This window comes from Variovorax sp. HW608 (assembly GCF_900090195.1).
Taxonomy (GTDB): domain Bacteria; phylum Pseudomonadota; class Gammaproteobacteria; order Burkholderiales; family Burkholderiaceae_C; genus Variovorax.
On the sequence record NZ_LT607803.1, the window covers coordinates 6933217 to 6947363 of the forward strand.

The 14147-nt window shown below is 67.5% G+C and carries 11 protein-coding genes and 1 pseudogene; 1 reads left to right on the forward strand and 11 read right to left on the reverse strand.

Features of this window, described 5'->3' with window-relative positions:
- Window positions 1-181 precede the first annotated feature (181 nt).
- Complete coding sequence (locus VAR608DRAFT_RS32925) at window positions 182-394, forward strand: hypothetical protein (protein ID WP_157731180.1); 213 nt, start codon at window positions 182-184, stop codon at window positions 392-394.
- Between the two features lie 12 nt (window positions 395-406).
- On the opposite strand, the gene VAR608DRAFT_RS32930 is transcribed toward VAR608DRAFT_RS32925, so the two are convergent.
- The 11 genes and pseudogenes from VAR608DRAFT_RS32930 to VAR608DRAFT_RS32975 form a co-directional block, all read right to left on the reverse strand.
- Window positions 407-1459: an adenosine deaminase gene (locus VAR608DRAFT_RS32930; RefSeq protein ID WP_088957885.1), complete on the reverse strand. Its 1053-nt coding sequence runs from the start codon at window positions 1457-1459 to the stop codon at window positions 407-409.
- Window positions 1459-1578: pseudogene (locus VAR608DRAFT_RS37335) on the reverse strand (aromatic ring-hydroxylating dioxygenase subunit alpha); the annotation flags it as partial. The pseudogene VAR608DRAFT_RS37335 and the gene VAR608DRAFT_RS32930, both read right to left, overlap by 1 nt.
- Window positions 1579-1657: 79 nt before the next feature.
- Complete coding sequence (locus VAR608DRAFT_RS32935; protein ID WP_088957886.1) at window positions 1658-2827, reverse strand: BMP family ABC transporter substrate-binding protein; 1170 nt, start codon at window positions 2825-2827, stop codon at window positions 1658-1660.
- A gap of 52 nt (window positions 2828-2879) precedes the next feature.
- Window positions 2880-3800, reverse strand: coding sequence for an ABC transporter permease (locus tag VAR608DRAFT_RS32940; protein WP_088957887.1), 921 nt, complete (start codon window positions 3798-3800; stop codon window positions 2880-2882).
- On the reverse strand, window positions 3800-4957 hold the full coding sequence (locus VAR608DRAFT_RS32945) for an ABC transporter permease (protein WP_088957888.1): 1158 nt from the start codon (window positions 4955-4957) through the stop codon (window positions 3800-3802). Before VAR608DRAFT_RS32945 ends, VAR608DRAFT_RS32940 begins: the two co-directional genes overlap by 1 nt.
- Window positions 4950-6491 (reverse strand): ABC transporter ATP-binding protein, encoded by a 1542-nt coding sequence (locus VAR608DRAFT_RS32950; RefSeq protein WP_088957889.1) that lies wholly within the window; start codon window positions 6489-6491, stop codon window positions 4950-4952. Before VAR608DRAFT_RS32950 ends, VAR608DRAFT_RS32945 begins: the two co-directional genes overlap by 8 nt.
- 66 nt (window positions 6492-6557) lie before the next feature.
- Window positions 6558-7922 (reverse strand): NCS2 family permease, encoded by a 1365-nt coding sequence (locus VAR608DRAFT_RS32955; protein ID WP_088957890.1) that lies wholly within the window; start codon window positions 7920-7922, stop codon window positions 6558-6560.
- 68 nt (window positions 7923-7990) lie between these two features.
- Entirely contained in the window at window positions 7991-8965 is a 975-nt protein-coding gene (locus VAR608DRAFT_RS32960; protein WP_088957891.1) for a LysR family transcriptional regulator, read from the reverse strand.
- Window positions 8966-9030: 65 nt separating this feature from the next.
- Complete coding sequence (gene xdhB / locus VAR608DRAFT_RS32965; RefSeq protein ID WP_088957892.1) at window positions 9031-11457, reverse strand: xanthine dehydrogenase molybdopterin binding subunit; 2427 nt, start codon at window positions 11455-11457, stop codon at window positions 9031-9033.
- Window position 11458: 1 nt separating this feature from the next.
- A complete protein-coding gene (xdhA, locus tag VAR608DRAFT_RS32970; protein WP_088959112.1) occupies window positions 11459-13042 on the reverse strand; it encodes a xanthine dehydrogenase small subunit in 1584 nt (527 codons plus the stop codon).
- Between the two features lie 187 nt (window positions 13043-13229).
- Window positions 13230-14021, reverse strand: a complete 792-nt coding sequence (locus VAR608DRAFT_RS32975) for an alpha/beta fold hydrolase (RefSeq protein WP_088957893.1) — start codon at window positions 14019-14021, stop codon at window positions 13230-13232.
- Window positions 14022-14147: the final 126 nt, after the last annotated feature.

Consider the following 14147-nt stretch of genomic DNA (forward strand, 5'->3'; position numbering starts at 1 on the left):
CATGGCTACATATTTGCACACAAAAATAGCCGAAACCCGCGCCACGCTTGGGCTCCGGCTACTTCATGTGCTCAAAGTTCGGCCTAGAGGTCATTGCCGGTTCATGGCAGTGTCATCGCGCCGCCCTAGCCTTGAGGCGCTCATGCCAACCATCGCAACAAACATCGGCAAGGAGACGACCATGGCCATCGACCTTCTGCGCCGGATCGCCGGCTCGCCCCTGCCGATGTCGTTCACGCAGACCGCGGATATCGACCAAGTCAGGATCCTGCGCGCCGCGGGACTGGTGGAGGCCTTCGTGCCGGCGGCGCACCATCCTTCGATCGCGATGCTCCTGCAACGCCCGGCGCAGGTCGTCGGCATCACGCAGAAGGGATGGGACGAACTGCAGTGACCCGCCGCGGACTCAGGCGAAGCGGTCGAACACCGCGCCCAGCCGGTCGACGTAGCCGCGCTTGGTCGCCGCGTCGGTGAAGCTGCCCTCGAAGCTGTTCGCCGCGAGCTGCCATGCATGCTGCGCACCGAGCCCGGTGGCGGCGAAGGTCTCGGTGAAGTTCCGGTTCATGTAGCCGCCGAAGTACGCCGGGTCGTCGGAGTTGACGGTGGCGACCAGCCCCCCGTCGAGCAGCTCGCGCAGGTTGTGCCGGCCCAGGTCGGGGAACACGCAGAGCTTGAGGTTCGACAGCGGGCACACCGTGAGCGGAATGCGGTCCTGCGCGAGCCGCTTCATCAGCGCCGGGTCCCTGGTGCTCTGCACGCCGTGGTCGATGCGCTCGACCTTGAGCACGTCGAGCGCGCTCCAGACGTAAGCCGGCGGGCCTTCCTCGCCCGCATGCGCGACGAGGTGCAAGCCCAGCTCGCGGCAGCGCGCGAACACGCGCGCGAACTTCTCGGGCGGATGGCCCAGCTCGCTCGAATCGAGCCCGACGCCGATGAAGCGGTCGCGCAGCGGCAGCGCCTGCTCCAGGGTGGCGAAGGCGTCTTCCTCGCTCAGGTGGCGCAGGAAGCACATGATCAGCTCGGCATCGACGCCCAGCTTCGATTTCGCATCGACGCAGGCACGGTGCAGGCCGTCGACCACCGTCTGCATCGACACGCCGCGCTCGGTGTGCGTCTGCGGGTCGAAGAACATCTCGGCGCGCACCACATTGTCGGCGGCCGCGCGCTCGAGGTAGGCCCAGGCCATGTCGTAGAAATCCTGCTCCTTCTGCAGCACGCTCGCGCCCGCATAGTAGATGTCGAGGAAGCTCTGCAGGTTGGTGAAGGCGTAGGCGCGGCGCAGTTCCTCCACGTTCGCATAGGGGATCGCGACGCCGTTGCGCCTGGCGAGCGCGAAGATCAGCTCGGGCTCCAGCGAGCCTTCGATGTGCATGTGCAGCTCGGCCTTGGGCATGGCACGCAGCAGGTCGGGCAGGCGGTCCGCGGCCACGGGCGGGACAGTGCGGGAGAAGGTGTTCATCAGCAGACTCCGAAGGTGATGCCGCGCGTTTTCAACTGGCGGCGGTAGAGGGACGAAGCCTTGTCGGCCACGGTATGGAGCTCGGCGCGCAGGTCGAGCGGCGGGCGCTTGGGGCTCTCGATCATCGTCGGGACCTGAAACGAAAAGGGGTTGCCCATGAGCAACCCCTTCGTGCCGGAAACGTCCGGTCTTTCCTGCTTACTTCTTCTCGCCGCCGGGCACCGAGCCTTCGACGCCCTTGACGTAGAAGTTGATGCCGGTCAGGAACTTGTCGTCGGCGACCGCGCCGGCCGCCACCAGTTCCTTGCCGTCCTGGCCGACGATCGGGCCCTTCCAGATCGCGAAGCTGCCGTCCTTCAGGCCCTTCTTGACCTCCTCGACCTTGGCCTTGGTTTCGGCCGGCACGTCCTCGGCGATGGCGACGAGATCGATCGCGCCTTCCTTCACGCCCCACCAGCTCTGGCCGGTGGTCCACTTGCCGTCGAGCACGTCCTGTGTGGCCTTGGTGTAGTACGGGGTCCAGTTGATGATCGCCGAGGCCAGGTGGGCCTTCGGGCCGTAGGCGGTCATGTCCGAATCCCAGCCGAAGGCGCGCTTGCCCTTTTCCTGCGCGGTCTTGAGCACGGCCGGCGAGTCGGTGTTCTGGAACAGCACGTCCGCGCCGCCATTGATGAGGGCGGTGGCCGCTTCGGTTTCCTTCGGCGGGCTGAACCATTCGTTGACCCACACCACCTTGGTCGTGATTTTCGGGTTGACCGACTGCGCACCCAGCGTGAAGCTGTTGATGTTGCGCAGCACCTCGGGGATCGGCACCGAGCCGACCACGCCGAGCGTGTTGGTCTTGGTCATCGCGCCCGCGATGACGCCGGCCATGTACGCGCCTTCGTAGGTGCGGCTGTCGTAGGTGCGCATGTTCTCGGCAGTCTTGTAGCCGGTGGCATGCTCGAACTTGACGTCCTTGTTGTCGGCCGCGACCTTGAGCATCGGCTCCATGTAGCCGAAGGTGGTGCCGAAGATCAGCTTGTTGCCCTGGCTGACCATGTCGCGCAGCACGCGCTCGGCGTCGGCGCCCTCGGGCACGCTCTCGACGTAGGTGGTCTTGATCTTGTCGCCGAATTCCTTCTCGATCGCCTTGCGGGCGGTGTCGTGCGCGAAGGTCCAGCCGCCGTCGCCCACCGGCCCGACATAGGCGAAGGCGATGTTCAGCGGCCCAGCGGGTGCGGGAGCCGCCGCCGAAGGCGCCGGAGCGGCGGGCGCGGGGGCCGGCGCCGGGGCCTCTTCCTTCTTGCCGCAGCCGACGAGGGCGGCGGAGGCGACCGCCGTCAGAGCGGCCAGCTTCAGCAGGGTGCGCTTGTTCAGATCATTCATTGTTTGAAATCCTCAAAGGGACGGGTTGGCGACGAAACAAAACGAAACCTGATTATGAGCCGGGGTAGAACGGTTTTCCTATCGAAGCCGGCATGTTGGCGCGGATGAACGCGGGGTTGCGCGAGATCAGCGCCAGCACCACGATCGGCGCGATGTACTGCAGCATGCTCAGGAACTGGCTGGGCACCTGGACCCCGGTGCTCTGGAGGTGGAAGCCGAGCATCGAGACGCCGCCGAACAGGTACGCCCCGAGCAGCACGCGGATCGGCCGCCAGGTCGCGAAGGTGGTCAGCGCCAGCGCGATCCAGCCCCGGCCGGCAACCATGCCCTCGACCCACAGCGGCGTGTAGACCGTCGACAGGTATGCGCCCGCGAGCCCGCACAGCGCACCGCCCGCGATCACCGCCAGGAACCGGATGCGCCGCACCGGGTAGCCCAGCGCATGCGAGGACTCCGGCGACTCGCCCACCGAGCGCAGCACCAGCCCGGACCGCGTGCGGTAGAGGAACCAGATCAGGCCGAAGGTGAGCAGCACCGCGAAGTACACCATCGGGTGATGGCGGAACAGGGCCGGCCCGACCAGCGGCAGGTCGCCCAGCACCGGCAGCGCATAGGAGGTGCTCGCCGGCAGCTTGGCCTGCACGAAGTTGATGCCCGCGAAGGCCGAGAAGCCGACGCCGAACAGGCTCAGCGCGAGCCCGGTCGCGTACTGGTTGGTGTTGAGCCAGATCACCAGCACGCCGAAAAAAGCCGCGAGCAATGCGCCCGCCGCCATGCCGGCCAGGAAGCCGAGCCAGGTGTTGTGCGTGGTCACCACGGTCGCGAAGCCCGCGATGGCGGCGCAGAGCATCATGCCCTCGGCGCCGAGGTTCACGATGCCGGCCTTCTCGTTGATCAGGAGGCCCAGCGCCGCGATGGCCAGCACCGTGCCGGCGCTCAGGGTGGAACCGAGGAGGAGTGCGTAGCTTTCCATCATGCAGCTCCTTCCGTGGTGGCAGGGCGGGCGACCGGGGCGGTCAAGGGGGTGCTGACCTGCAGCGACGACGTACCAGGCGCCACGGGCAGCGCCTTCGGCACGGCCTTGCGCCGGATGCGATACGCGATCAGCGTGTCGCAGGCCAGCAACGTGAAGAGCAGCAGCCCCTGGAACACACCGGTCAGCGATTTCGGCAAGCCCAGCCGCGACTGCGCCAGCTCGCCCCCGATATAGAACATGCTCATCAGCACCGCCGAGAAGATCATCCCCACCGGATGCAGCCGCCCGACGAAGGCGACGATGATCGCGGCGAAGCCGTAGCCCGCCGGCACGTAGGGCGTGAGCTGCCCGAGCGGCCCCGCGACTTCGAGCGCACCGGCCAGGCCCGCCGCGCCGCCCGAGGCGAGCAGCGCGATCCACACCGCGCGCCGTGCCGAGAAGCCCGCATAGCGCGCCGCCGCCGGCGCCAGCCCGCCCACCTGCTGCGCGAAGCCCGCGCGCGTGCGGAACAGGAACACCCACAGCGCCCCCGAGCCAAGCAGCGCGATGATGAGCCCGATGCTCACCCGCGAGCCCTTCATGAGCCGCGGAATCTGCGTCACCGCCTCGAAGGTCTTGGTCTGCGGGAAGTTGTAGCCGTGCGGGTCCTTCCACGGCCCGTAGACCATGTAGCCGAGCAGCAGCGTCGCGACGTACACCAGCATCAGGCTCACGAGGATCTCGTTGGCGTTGAACTTGTCGCGCAGGAAGGCCACGATGGCCGCCCACACCATGCCGCCCGCGATGCCCGCGATCAGGATGGCGGCGACGATCCACTGGCTCGTGGTCTTGTCGGCCAGGAGCGCGACGCCGCCGGCCGCGATGGCGCCGAAGACGAACTGCCCTTCGGCGCCGATGTTCCAGACATTGGCGCGGAAGCACACCGCGAGGCCGAGCGCGATGATCAGGAGCGGCGTCGCCTTGACCATCAGCTCGCCGAGCGCGTAGCTGCTCTTGAGCGGCTCCCAGAAGAATACGAGCAGGCCCTTGACCGGGTCCTTGCCGAGCGCCGCGAACAGCGCCATGCCGATCAGCACCGTGATCAGGAGCGCCAGGATCGGCGAGCCGTAGCTCCAGAAGCGTGACAACTGCGGGCGGGGTTCGAGCTTAAGCATGGGCCACCTCCGAAGGCGCCGTGGCGGCATGGCGCGACTTGTCCCACAGGCCGCTCATCCACTCGCCGATCTGCGGCACCGTGGCGGCGGCGCGGTCGATCGAGGGCGACAGGCGCCCCTTGGCGATCACGTACAGCCGGTCGCTGATCTCGAACAGCTCGTCGAGCTCCTCGCTGACCACCAGCACGGCGCAGCCCGCGTCGCGCAGCGCGAGGATCTCGCCGCGGATCAGCGCCGCCGCGCCCACGTCCACGCCCCAGGTCGGCTGCGAGACGATGAAGATCTTCGGGTTGGCGTCGATCTCGCGGCCGACGATGAATTTCTGCAGATTGCCGCCCGAGAGCGAGCGCGCCGCCGCGCCCGGCCCGCCGGCCTTCACGTTGAAGCGTTTGATGATGGCGGCGGCGTGCTGGTTCAGCGCGCGGGTGCGGATCCACCCGCCCTTGCCGACCGCGTTGCTGCGCGTCAGCAGCAGGTTGTGCGCGAGGCCCAGCGTCGGCACCGCGCCGCGGCCCAATCGTTCCTCGGGCACGAAATGCAGGCCCAGCGCGCGGCGCCGGCGCGGCCGGAAGTGCGCCGCCGCCTTGCCGAAGACCTCGATCATCCCGGCCTGGGCGCGCGAGTCCTCGCCCGAGAGCGCGTAGAGCAGTTCCTTCTGCCCATTGCCGGAGACACCGGCGATGCCCACCACCTCGCCCGCACGCACGTCGAGCGAGATGCCGTCCAGATCGACGCCGAACTGGTCCTCGCGCGCCAAGGTCAGCCCCTTCACCTGCAGCGCCACCCCGCCCGCATGTACCGGCCGGTGCATGAGCGGCGGCGGCTCCGCGCCGATCATCAGGCGCGAGAGCGATTCGTTCGATTCGTTCTGCGGGTTGCACACGCCGGTGACCTTGCCGCCGCGCAGCACGGTGCAGGCGGTGCACAGTTCGCGGATCTCGTGCAGCTTGTGGCTGATGTAGAGGATGCTGCAGCCTTCGGAGGCCAGCTTCTTGAGCACCACGAACAGCCTCTGCACCGCCTGCGGCGTGAGCACCGAAGTCGGCTCGTCGAGGATCAGCAGCTTGGGGTTGGTGAGCAGCGCGCGGATGATCTCCACCCGCTGCATTTCGCCGACCGAGAGCGTGTGCACCGGGCGCGAGGGGTCGATGTCCAGCCCGTATTCGCCGGCCTTGGCCTCGACGCGGCGGGCCACTTCGGCGAGCGTCAGGCTCTTTTCGAGGCCGAGCCAGACGTTCTCGGCCACGGTCAGGGTGTCGAACAGGCTGAAATGCTGGAACACCATGCTGATGCCCAGCGCCCGCGCTTCCTGCGGATTGCGCACGTTCGCCGGCTGGCCGTCGAACATCACGCTGCCTTCATCGGGCTTGACCGAGCCGTAGATGATCTTCATCAGCGTGGACTTGCCCGCGCCGTTCTCGCCGAGCACGGCGTGGGTCTCGCCCGGGGCGACCGCCAGCGACACGTCGCTGTTGGCGACCACCGAGGGGTAGCGCTTGGTAATGTGCGCGAGCTGGAGTCTGTGGATTGTCATGCCTATGCCTGGCCTGTGGGTTGTGGTTCAAGCCCTGAACGCCTCTCGGCGATCGCCCTATTGTCGTCAGTGTCCGCCTATATAGATGAACTTGAAAAGGAACACGCCGCCGATCAGCCACACCATCCAGTGCACCTGCCTGGCCTGGCCGGTGAACAGCTTCAGCACCGCATAGGAGATGAAGCCGAACGCCAGCCCGTTGGCGATGGAATAGGTGAAGGGCATGGTCAGCGCCGTCACGACGGCGGGCACGACCTCTGTCGTTTCCTCCCATTCCAGTTCCGTCAATTCCTTCAGCATCAAACATGCCACGAAGAACAGCGCGGGCGCGGTCGCATAGGCCGGCACCGCGCCGGCCAGGGGCGAGATCACCAGCGCGGCCAGGAACAGCACCGCCACCGTGAGCGCCGTCAGCCCCGTGCGGCCGCCCGCCTGCACGCCCGCGGCGCTTTCGACGTAGGCGGTGGTGCTCGAGGTGCCGAGCAGCGAGCCGGCGAAGATCGCGCCGCTGTCGGCCAGGAGCGACTTGTTGAGGCGGTCCATCCGCCCCGGCACCAGGAGGCCCGCGCGGCGCGCAACGCCCATCAGGGTGCCGGTGGCGTCGAACAGCTCGACCAGGAAGAACACCAGCACCACGTTGAGGATGCCGCCCGAGAGCGCCGCCTTGATGTCCAGCTGCAGGAAGGTCGGCGCGATCGACGGCGGCGCGGCGAAGACGCCGTTGAAGGTGTTGCCGGCGAAGAAGAACGACAGCACCGTCACGGCGACGATCCCGATCAGGATCGCGCCCGGCACCTTGAGCCGGTCCAGCACCACGATCAGGAAGAAGCCGATGGTCGCCAAGACCACCTGCGGGGTGTGCAGGTCACCGAGCGTGATGTAGGTGGCCTTCGAGGGCGCGACGATGCCGGCGCTCTTGAGCGCGATGATCGCGAGGAAGAGCCCGATGCCGACCGTGATCGCCACCCGTATCGAGTGCGGGATGCCCTTGATGATCAGCTCCCGCACCCTGAACAGCGTCACCAGCAGGAACAGGCAGCCCGAGATGAACACCGCCCCCAGCGCCGCCTGCCAGGTGAAGCCCATCTGCAGCACCACCACGTAGGCGAAATAGGCGTTGAGCCCCATGCCCGGCGCGAGCGCGATCGGGTAGTTGGCATAGAGCGCCATGATCGCCGTGCCGAGCGCCGCGATCAGGCAGGTGGCGACGAACACCGCGTCCTTCGGCATGCCCGCGTCGCCGAGGATCGTCGGGTTCACGAAGATGATGTAGGCCATCGTGAGGAAGGTGGTGAGCCCCGCCACGATCTCGGTGCGCACGGTGGTGCCGTGTTCCTCGAGCTTGAAGAGGCGCTCGGCCCAGCTTTTCGAGGGGCGCTGCCGTGGGATGTCCTGCCCGCCGAGGTCGAGCACTTGTTCAGTCCGGTTCATCGTCTTGTCTCCGAGTCTTTATGGGTCGATGGCGTGGGTTCTTGCTGCTTCGCGACGCCGGGCGCGAATCAATCCAGGTCTATCCGGTGCCGCTCGCAGCGGCGGGCCGCCGCTGCCGGCCGCAGCGAGGCGGCCACTTCCTTGGTCCGCTCGCGCAGCCAGCGCGCCGAGCTCGATGAATGGGTGCGCTCGTGCCAGAGCTGGTAGTACATGAGGCGCGGCAGCGGCACCGGGCATTCGAGGATCGCGAGCGGCAGCCGGTCGACGAAGCGCTCGCAGTACTGGCGGCCGGTGGTGAGCACCAGCAGGCTCGACGCCACCATGTCCGGGATCAGCCCGAAGTGCGCGCAGCGCGCGGTGATGTTCCGCTGCCGGCCCATCTCGTCGAGCATCTGGTCGATGATCCCGCGCGCGCCGGGGTGCGTGGGCGTCGGCGCGATGTGCTCGGCCGCGAGCCAGCTCTCGAAATCCCAGCCGCGCCGCACCGCCGGATGGTCCTTGTTGACCAGCGAGACGATCTCGTCGCCGAAGAGCCGCGCCATGTGCAGGTCTTCCGGCGGCTTGAGCCAGTTGCCGATCACCACGTCGACCTGCCCGAGCGACAGATGCGCGTGGTAGTCCGAATCGGACGACAGCGGGTGGATCTCGATGTGGCACATCGGCGCCTGGCTCTTGATGCGGGCGACGAGCTGCGGCAGGAAGAGCGGGTCCATGTAGTCGCTGGCCGCGATGCGGAAGGTGGTCTGCGCGGTCTGCGGATCGAAGCCGCGCGCGTCGCTGAACAGCATCTCGGCCGAGCGCAGGATCGCCGCCGCGGGCTCGATCATGCGCAGGCCCGCGTCGGTCGGCACCATGCCCGAACCGGAGCGCACCAGCAGCGGGTCGCCCGAGAGCTCGCGCAGCCGCTTGAGGGCGGCCGACACGGCGGGCTGGTACATCCCCAAGCGGATGGCGGCACGCGAAACGCTGCGATCGGTGAGCACGGTGTGTAGGACCCTGATCAGGTGAAGATCGATCTTGTCTAGTAGCGCCTGGTCTCTCATAACGGCCCGCAATCGTTCTGGTGGGTGCGGGCAGTTATACAGCGCGCTGTCACATGAAAGCGCCCTCAGGCGGCGGCGTTCTGCACCGCAGTAATCGCCCGCAGGATCGACTCGCTGGTCGCCGGCGCGGAGAGCGGCGGATCGACCTTGTGGTCGCCCACCGACGACACCGCATCGCGGATCGCGAAGAACACCGAGAACGGCAGCAAAAGCGGCGGCTCGCCCACGGCCTTGCTGCGGTGGATCGAATCCTCGAAGTTCTGGCCCTCGTACAGCCGCACGTTGAGCACCGGCGGGCAGTCGTTGGCGGTCGGGATCTTGTAGGTGCTCGGCGCGTGGGTGGTCAGGAGGCCGGTCTTCGGGTGCCACACCAGCTCCTCGGTCGTGAGCCAGCCCATGCCCTGGATGAAGGCGCCTTCGACCTGGCCGATGTCGACCGCCGGGTTCAACGACTTGCCGGCGTCGTGCAGGATGTCGGCGCGCAGCAGCTTCCATTCGCCGGTGAGCGTGTCGACGATCACCTCGCTCACGGCCGCGCCGTAGGCGAAGTAGAAGAACGGGCGGCCCTGCATCCTGTCCTTGTCCCAGCTCAGGCCGGGGGTGGCGTAGAAGCCGTCGGACCACAGCTGCACGCGATCGAGATACGCCTCGCCGACCACGCTGCTGAAGGACAGCGTGCGGCCGTTGACCTCGACCTTGTCGTTGGCGAAGCGCACCGCCGACGCCTCGCCGCCATGCCGCGCCGCAGCACAGGCGGCCAGCCGCTCGCGGATCTGGCGCGCGGCGTCCTGCGCGGCCTTGCCGTTCAGGTCGGCGCCGGTCGATGCGGCGGTGGCCGAGGTGTTGGCCACCTTCTGCGTGTCGGTCGCGGTGACCCGCACGCATTCGAAGCTCACGCCGAGCTCGTGCGCCACCACCTGCGCCACCTTGGTGTTCAAGCCCTGCCCCATCTCGGTGCCGCCGTGGTTCACCAGGATCGACCCGTCGTTGTAGACATGGACCAGCGCGCCGGCCTGGTTGAAATGCTTGACGTTGAACGAGATGCCGAACTTCAGCGGCGCGAGCGCGATGCCGCGCCTGAGCACCGGGCTCTTGGCGTTGAACTCCGCGATCTCCTCCCGGCGCGCGCGGTAGTCGCTGCTCGATTCCAGATCGGCCACCAGTTCGTCGATGATGTTGTCGACCACCGTCTGGCCGTACGGCGTCACGTTGTTCTCGGTCTTGCCGTAGAAGTTGATGCGCCGCACATCCAGCGGATCGCGGCCGAGCTCGCGTGCCACGCTGTCGAGGATGTTCTCCATCGCGATCGCGCCCTGCGGACCGCCGAAGCCGCGGAACGCGGTGTTGCTCTGCGTGTTGGTCTTGCCCGAGAAGCCGTGCATCTCCACGTTCGGCAGCCAGTAGGCATTGTCGAAGTGGCACAGCGCGCGGGTCATCACCGGGCCCGAGAGGTCGGCCGAGTGGCCGGCGCGGGAGACCATCGTGATCTCGGCACCGAGGATGCGGCCCTGGTCGTCGTAGCCGACTTCGTACTCGTACCAGAAGCAGTGCCGGCGGCCGGTGATCATGAAGTCGTCGTCGCGGTCCAGCCGCAGCTTGACCGGCCGCTTGAGCTTGTTGGCCGCCACCGACGCCACGCAGGCGAACAGCGCCGACTGCGACTCCTTGCCGCCGAAGCCGCCGCCCATGCGCCGGCATTCGACGTGGACCTCGTTGGCGTGCAGGTGCAGCGCATGCGCGACCAGGTGCTGCATCTCGCTCGGATGCTGGGTCGAGCAGTACACATGCATCGCGCCGCCTTCCTTCGGGATGGCGTAGCTGATCTGGCCTTCGAGGTAGAACTGCTCCTGCCCGCCGACGTCGAGCTGCGCCTTGAGCCGGTGCGGCGCCTTCGCGATCGCCGCCTTGGCGCCGCCTTCGTCCGTGTGGCGCACCAAGTGCATCGGCGGCACCACGTACTGGGCCTTCGCATGCGCTTCCTGCGGCGTCAGCACGGGCGGCGCGGCCTCGATGTCGAGCGCCTCCCTGGCGCGCGCCGCGGCGCGGCGCGCGGCGTCGCGGGTCTCGGCGATGACCGCGAAGACCGGCTGGCCCATGTAGCGGATGTCGCCGCTGCAGAGGATCGGGTCGTCATGGACGATCGAGCCGCAGTCGTTGCTGCCGGGAATGTCGGCCGCGGTCAGCACCGCGACCACGCCCGGCATGGCGCGGATCGCATCGAGCTCCATGCCCTTGAGCCGGCCATTGGCCAGCGGCGACAGGCCCAGTGCGCAATGCAGCGTGCCCGCGAGTTCCGGGATGTCGTCGATGTAGGTCGCCTCGCCGGCCACGTGCAGCGCGGCGGACTCGTGCGGACGGCTGATGCCCACGCGGGCGCCGTCGCCGTGCGCCTTGGCTTCCGCATGGACGTCGATGCGCGCGGCGGTGTTCGAGGCGTAGTCGGCAAAGGCCTCGGCCGATTTGAAGAGCTTCGGATCGATCGGCTTGTTCATCTCAGACTCCTTCCGCCACGACGGCGTGCGGCATCACGCTCCACACGCTGGTGGCTTCCACCGGCAACGGGTCGCTGGTGCGCGTTTCCAGCCACAGGCGCTGCAGCAGGTTCTGCGCCACCTGCAGGCGATAGTCGGCGCTGGCCCGCATGTCGGTCAGCGGCGTGAAGTCCTTGGCGAGCGCGAGCTTGGCGGCGTTGACCGTGGCCTGGGTCCAGGGCTTGCCGGCCAGCGCGGCCTCGGCGTTCGCGGCGCGCTTGACGATGGCGGCCATGCCGCCGAAGGCGAGCCGCACTTCCTTCACCACGTCGCCGTCGAGCTCGATCGCGAAGCCGCCGCACAGCGCCGAGATGTCGCAATCGAAGCGCTTGCTGATCTTGTAGGCCCGCACCTGCCGCGTCAGCGCGGCCTTGGGAACCGCGAGCCCTTGCACGAACTCGCCCGGCTCCAGGCGGTTCTTCATGTAGTCGACGTAGAAGTCCGGCAGCGGCATGCGGCGCAGTTGGCTGCCGCGGCGCAGCTCGATCTCGGCATCGAGCGCCATCAACACCGGCGGCGAATCGCCGATCGGCGAGCCGTTGGCGACATTGCCGCCGATGGTTCCGGCATTGCGGATCGGCGGCGAGGCGAAGCGCAGCCAGACGTCGGTCAGGCTCGGTATGCGCCGCGCGAGCGCCGCGAAGGCCGATTCGAGCGACGCGCCGGCGCCCAGGTAGAGCTCGTCCGCGCGCTCCTCGATCGCCTTCATCTCGGCCACGTCGCCGACGTAGATGATGTCGCCGAGGTCGCGGAACTGCTTGTTGACCCACAGCCCGACGTCGGTCGAGCCGGCGAGCAGTTGCGCCGCCGGCTTGGCCTCGCGCAGCGCGGCCAGTTCGGCGAGCGTGGTGGGCGCATGGAAATGGTCGAGCCGCTGGCCCAGCGGCGCGGCGTACTCGAAGGTGCGGTCGTGCCGCAGCGCGGTCAGCGCTTCCACCACCGGCTGGGTGTCCAGGCGCACGGCCGGCAGGTCGAACATGCGCTGGCCGGCGTCGAGGATCGGCCGGTAGCCGGTGCAGCGGCACAGGTTGCCCGACAGGTCGTCGGCCAGTTGCTGCCGGGTCGGGCGCGTCTGGCCTTCCTGGTGGTGTTCGTAGGTCGACCAGAGCGACATCACGAAGCCCGGCGTGCAGAAGCCGCACTGCGAGCCATGGCAGTCGACCATTGCCTGCTGCACCGGGTGCAGGCGCTGCACCGGATGCTTGTCATGCTGCTGCGCGTCATGGCCGTGGCTGCACTGGGCCTTGAGATCCTCGACCGTGAAGAGCGCCTTGCCGTGCAGCGTCGGCAGGAACTGGATGCAGGCGTTCACCACCTGCAGCCGCAGCCCGCCGACCGCGCCCTTCTCGCCCGGATCGGCCAGCTCGCCGATCACCACGGTGCAGGCCCCGCAATCGCCCTCGTTGCAGCCTTCCTTGGTGCCGGTGCAACGAGCGTCCTCGCGCAGCCAGTCGAGCACCGACCGGGTCGGGTGCACGCCGCTGACGTCGACGATCCGGCCGCGGTGGAAGAACTGGATGGGTTGCGTGGTCGTTGTCATGCTCATGCTCGTGGGGGCGATCAAGAATCGGGCCAACTGGAAGTTATTCCTTTAGCGGCGCCGATGCATACGGACATGCCCATATCGGCTATGTCGGGGCTGGTATGCGACGCTGGGGAAAACCCTTGAATCAGCCCCTGGCGGTGACGACGACCACCGCGGCGATGCCACGCCCCGGCTACTGCTGGACCGGCTAACGGGAAACGGCTTCCGTCGCAGCAAGGATCACCGCCGCCACGTCAGCAGGTCGCGACAGGTGCGGAGCATGGCTGGTCGGCAGACTCACGACGCTTGCTTGAATCTTCTTGGCCAGGGCGCGCTGAAGATCAGGCTGGAGCATGTGGTCTTGCTCGCTGATGATGTACCAGGAGGGCTTCGTCTTCCAGGCAGCGAAGGACACCTTGTCTTCGAAATTCTTCCCCTGGGTGAGATGCTGCGTGGCGGCGATCACCTTGGTCTGCGCCGCCGGGACGTCCTGAGCCAGGTGCTTGGACACGCCCTCCTGCGTGAGGGTAAGGAAGCCATCCTTGTCCGCGGTGAGGTGGGTGAGGCCGGGAGGCGTCGGGTAGTCCTTGTTCAGGTCGGCAATCGACTGGTTCTCGGATGGGGCATAGGCCGCGACGTAGACCAGCGCCTTGACCTTCTCCTGTTGACCCGCCTCGGTGATGACGACTCCGCCATAGGAGTGGCCAACCAAGACCACCGGACCCGTTTCCCTGTTGAGGACACGGCGCGTGGCGGCCACATCGTCAGCCAGCGAAGTCAGCGGATTCTGGGCGGTCACCACTTTCAAGCCCTTGGCCTGGAGGAGCGGGATGACCTGGTTCCAGGTCGACCCATCCGCGAACGCACCATGCACGAGCACGACGGTCGGCTTCTGCGAAACGGCGTCAGAGACCGCCTTATCGGCTGGAGCCGCGGCGGTGGTCAGGGCCGCAGCGCCAAGGGCAGCAGCGGCAATTGCGTTCTTTGCGATGGATTGCATTCAGTCTTCCTTCGAGTTGAGCTGACCGAAGCCAGCGATTGATTGGTGTCGAGTCGAGAAAGCACTGTAGACCTGAAACATATCTGGTTAAATGGTGCTCTGCTATCAAGAATAGAAACATCAAGG

What these genes read in the sequence shown, in the direction of transcription:
- VAR608DRAFT_RS32925 (WP_157731180.1), top strand. Translation starts at nt 182, where the DNA reads ATGGCCATCGACCTTCTGCGCCGGATCGCCGGCTCGCCCCTGCCGATG.
- VAR608DRAFT_RS32930 (WP_088957885.1), bottom strand. Translation starts at nt 1,459, where the DNA reads ATGAACACCTTCTCCCGCACTGTCCCGCCCGTGGCCGCGGACCGCCTG.
- VAR608DRAFT_RS32935 (WP_088957886.1), bottom strand. Translation starts at nt 2,827, where the DNA reads ATGAATGATCTGAACAAGCGCACCCTGCTGAAGCTGGCCGCTCTGACG.
- VAR608DRAFT_RS32940 (WP_088957887.1), bottom strand. Translation starts at nt 3,800, where the DNA reads ATGGAAAGCTACGCACTCCTCCTCGGTTCCACCCTGAGCGCCGGCACG.
- VAR608DRAFT_RS32945 (WP_088957888.1), bottom strand. Translation starts at nt 4,957, where the DNA reads ATGCTTAAGCTCGAACCCCGCCCGCAGTTGTCACGCTTCTGGAGCTAC.
- VAR608DRAFT_RS32950 (WP_088957889.1), bottom strand. Translation starts at nt 6,491, where the DNA reads ATGACAATCCACAGACTCCAGCTCGCGCACATTACCAAGCGCTACCCC.
- VAR608DRAFT_RS32955 (WP_088957890.1), bottom strand. Translation starts at nt 7,922, where the DNA reads ATGAACCGGACTGAACAAGTGCTCGACCTCGGCGGGCAGGACATCCCA.
- VAR608DRAFT_RS32960 (WP_088957891.1), bottom strand. Translation starts at nt 8,965, where the DNA reads ATGAGAGACCAGGCGCTACTAGACAAGATCGATCTTCACCTGATCAGG.
- xdhB (WP_088957892.1), bottom strand. Translation starts at nt 11,457, where the DNA reads ATGAACAAGCCGATCGATCCGAAGCTCTTCAAATCGGCCGAGGCCTTT.
- xdhA (WP_088959112.1), bottom strand. Translation starts at nt 13,042, where the DNA reads ATGAGCATGACAACGACCACGCAACCCATCCAGTTCTTCCACCGCGGC.
- VAR608DRAFT_RS32975 (WP_088957893.1), bottom strand. Translation starts at nt 14,021, where the DNA reads ATGCAATCCATCGCAAAGAACGCAATTGCCGCTGCTGCCCTTGGCGCT.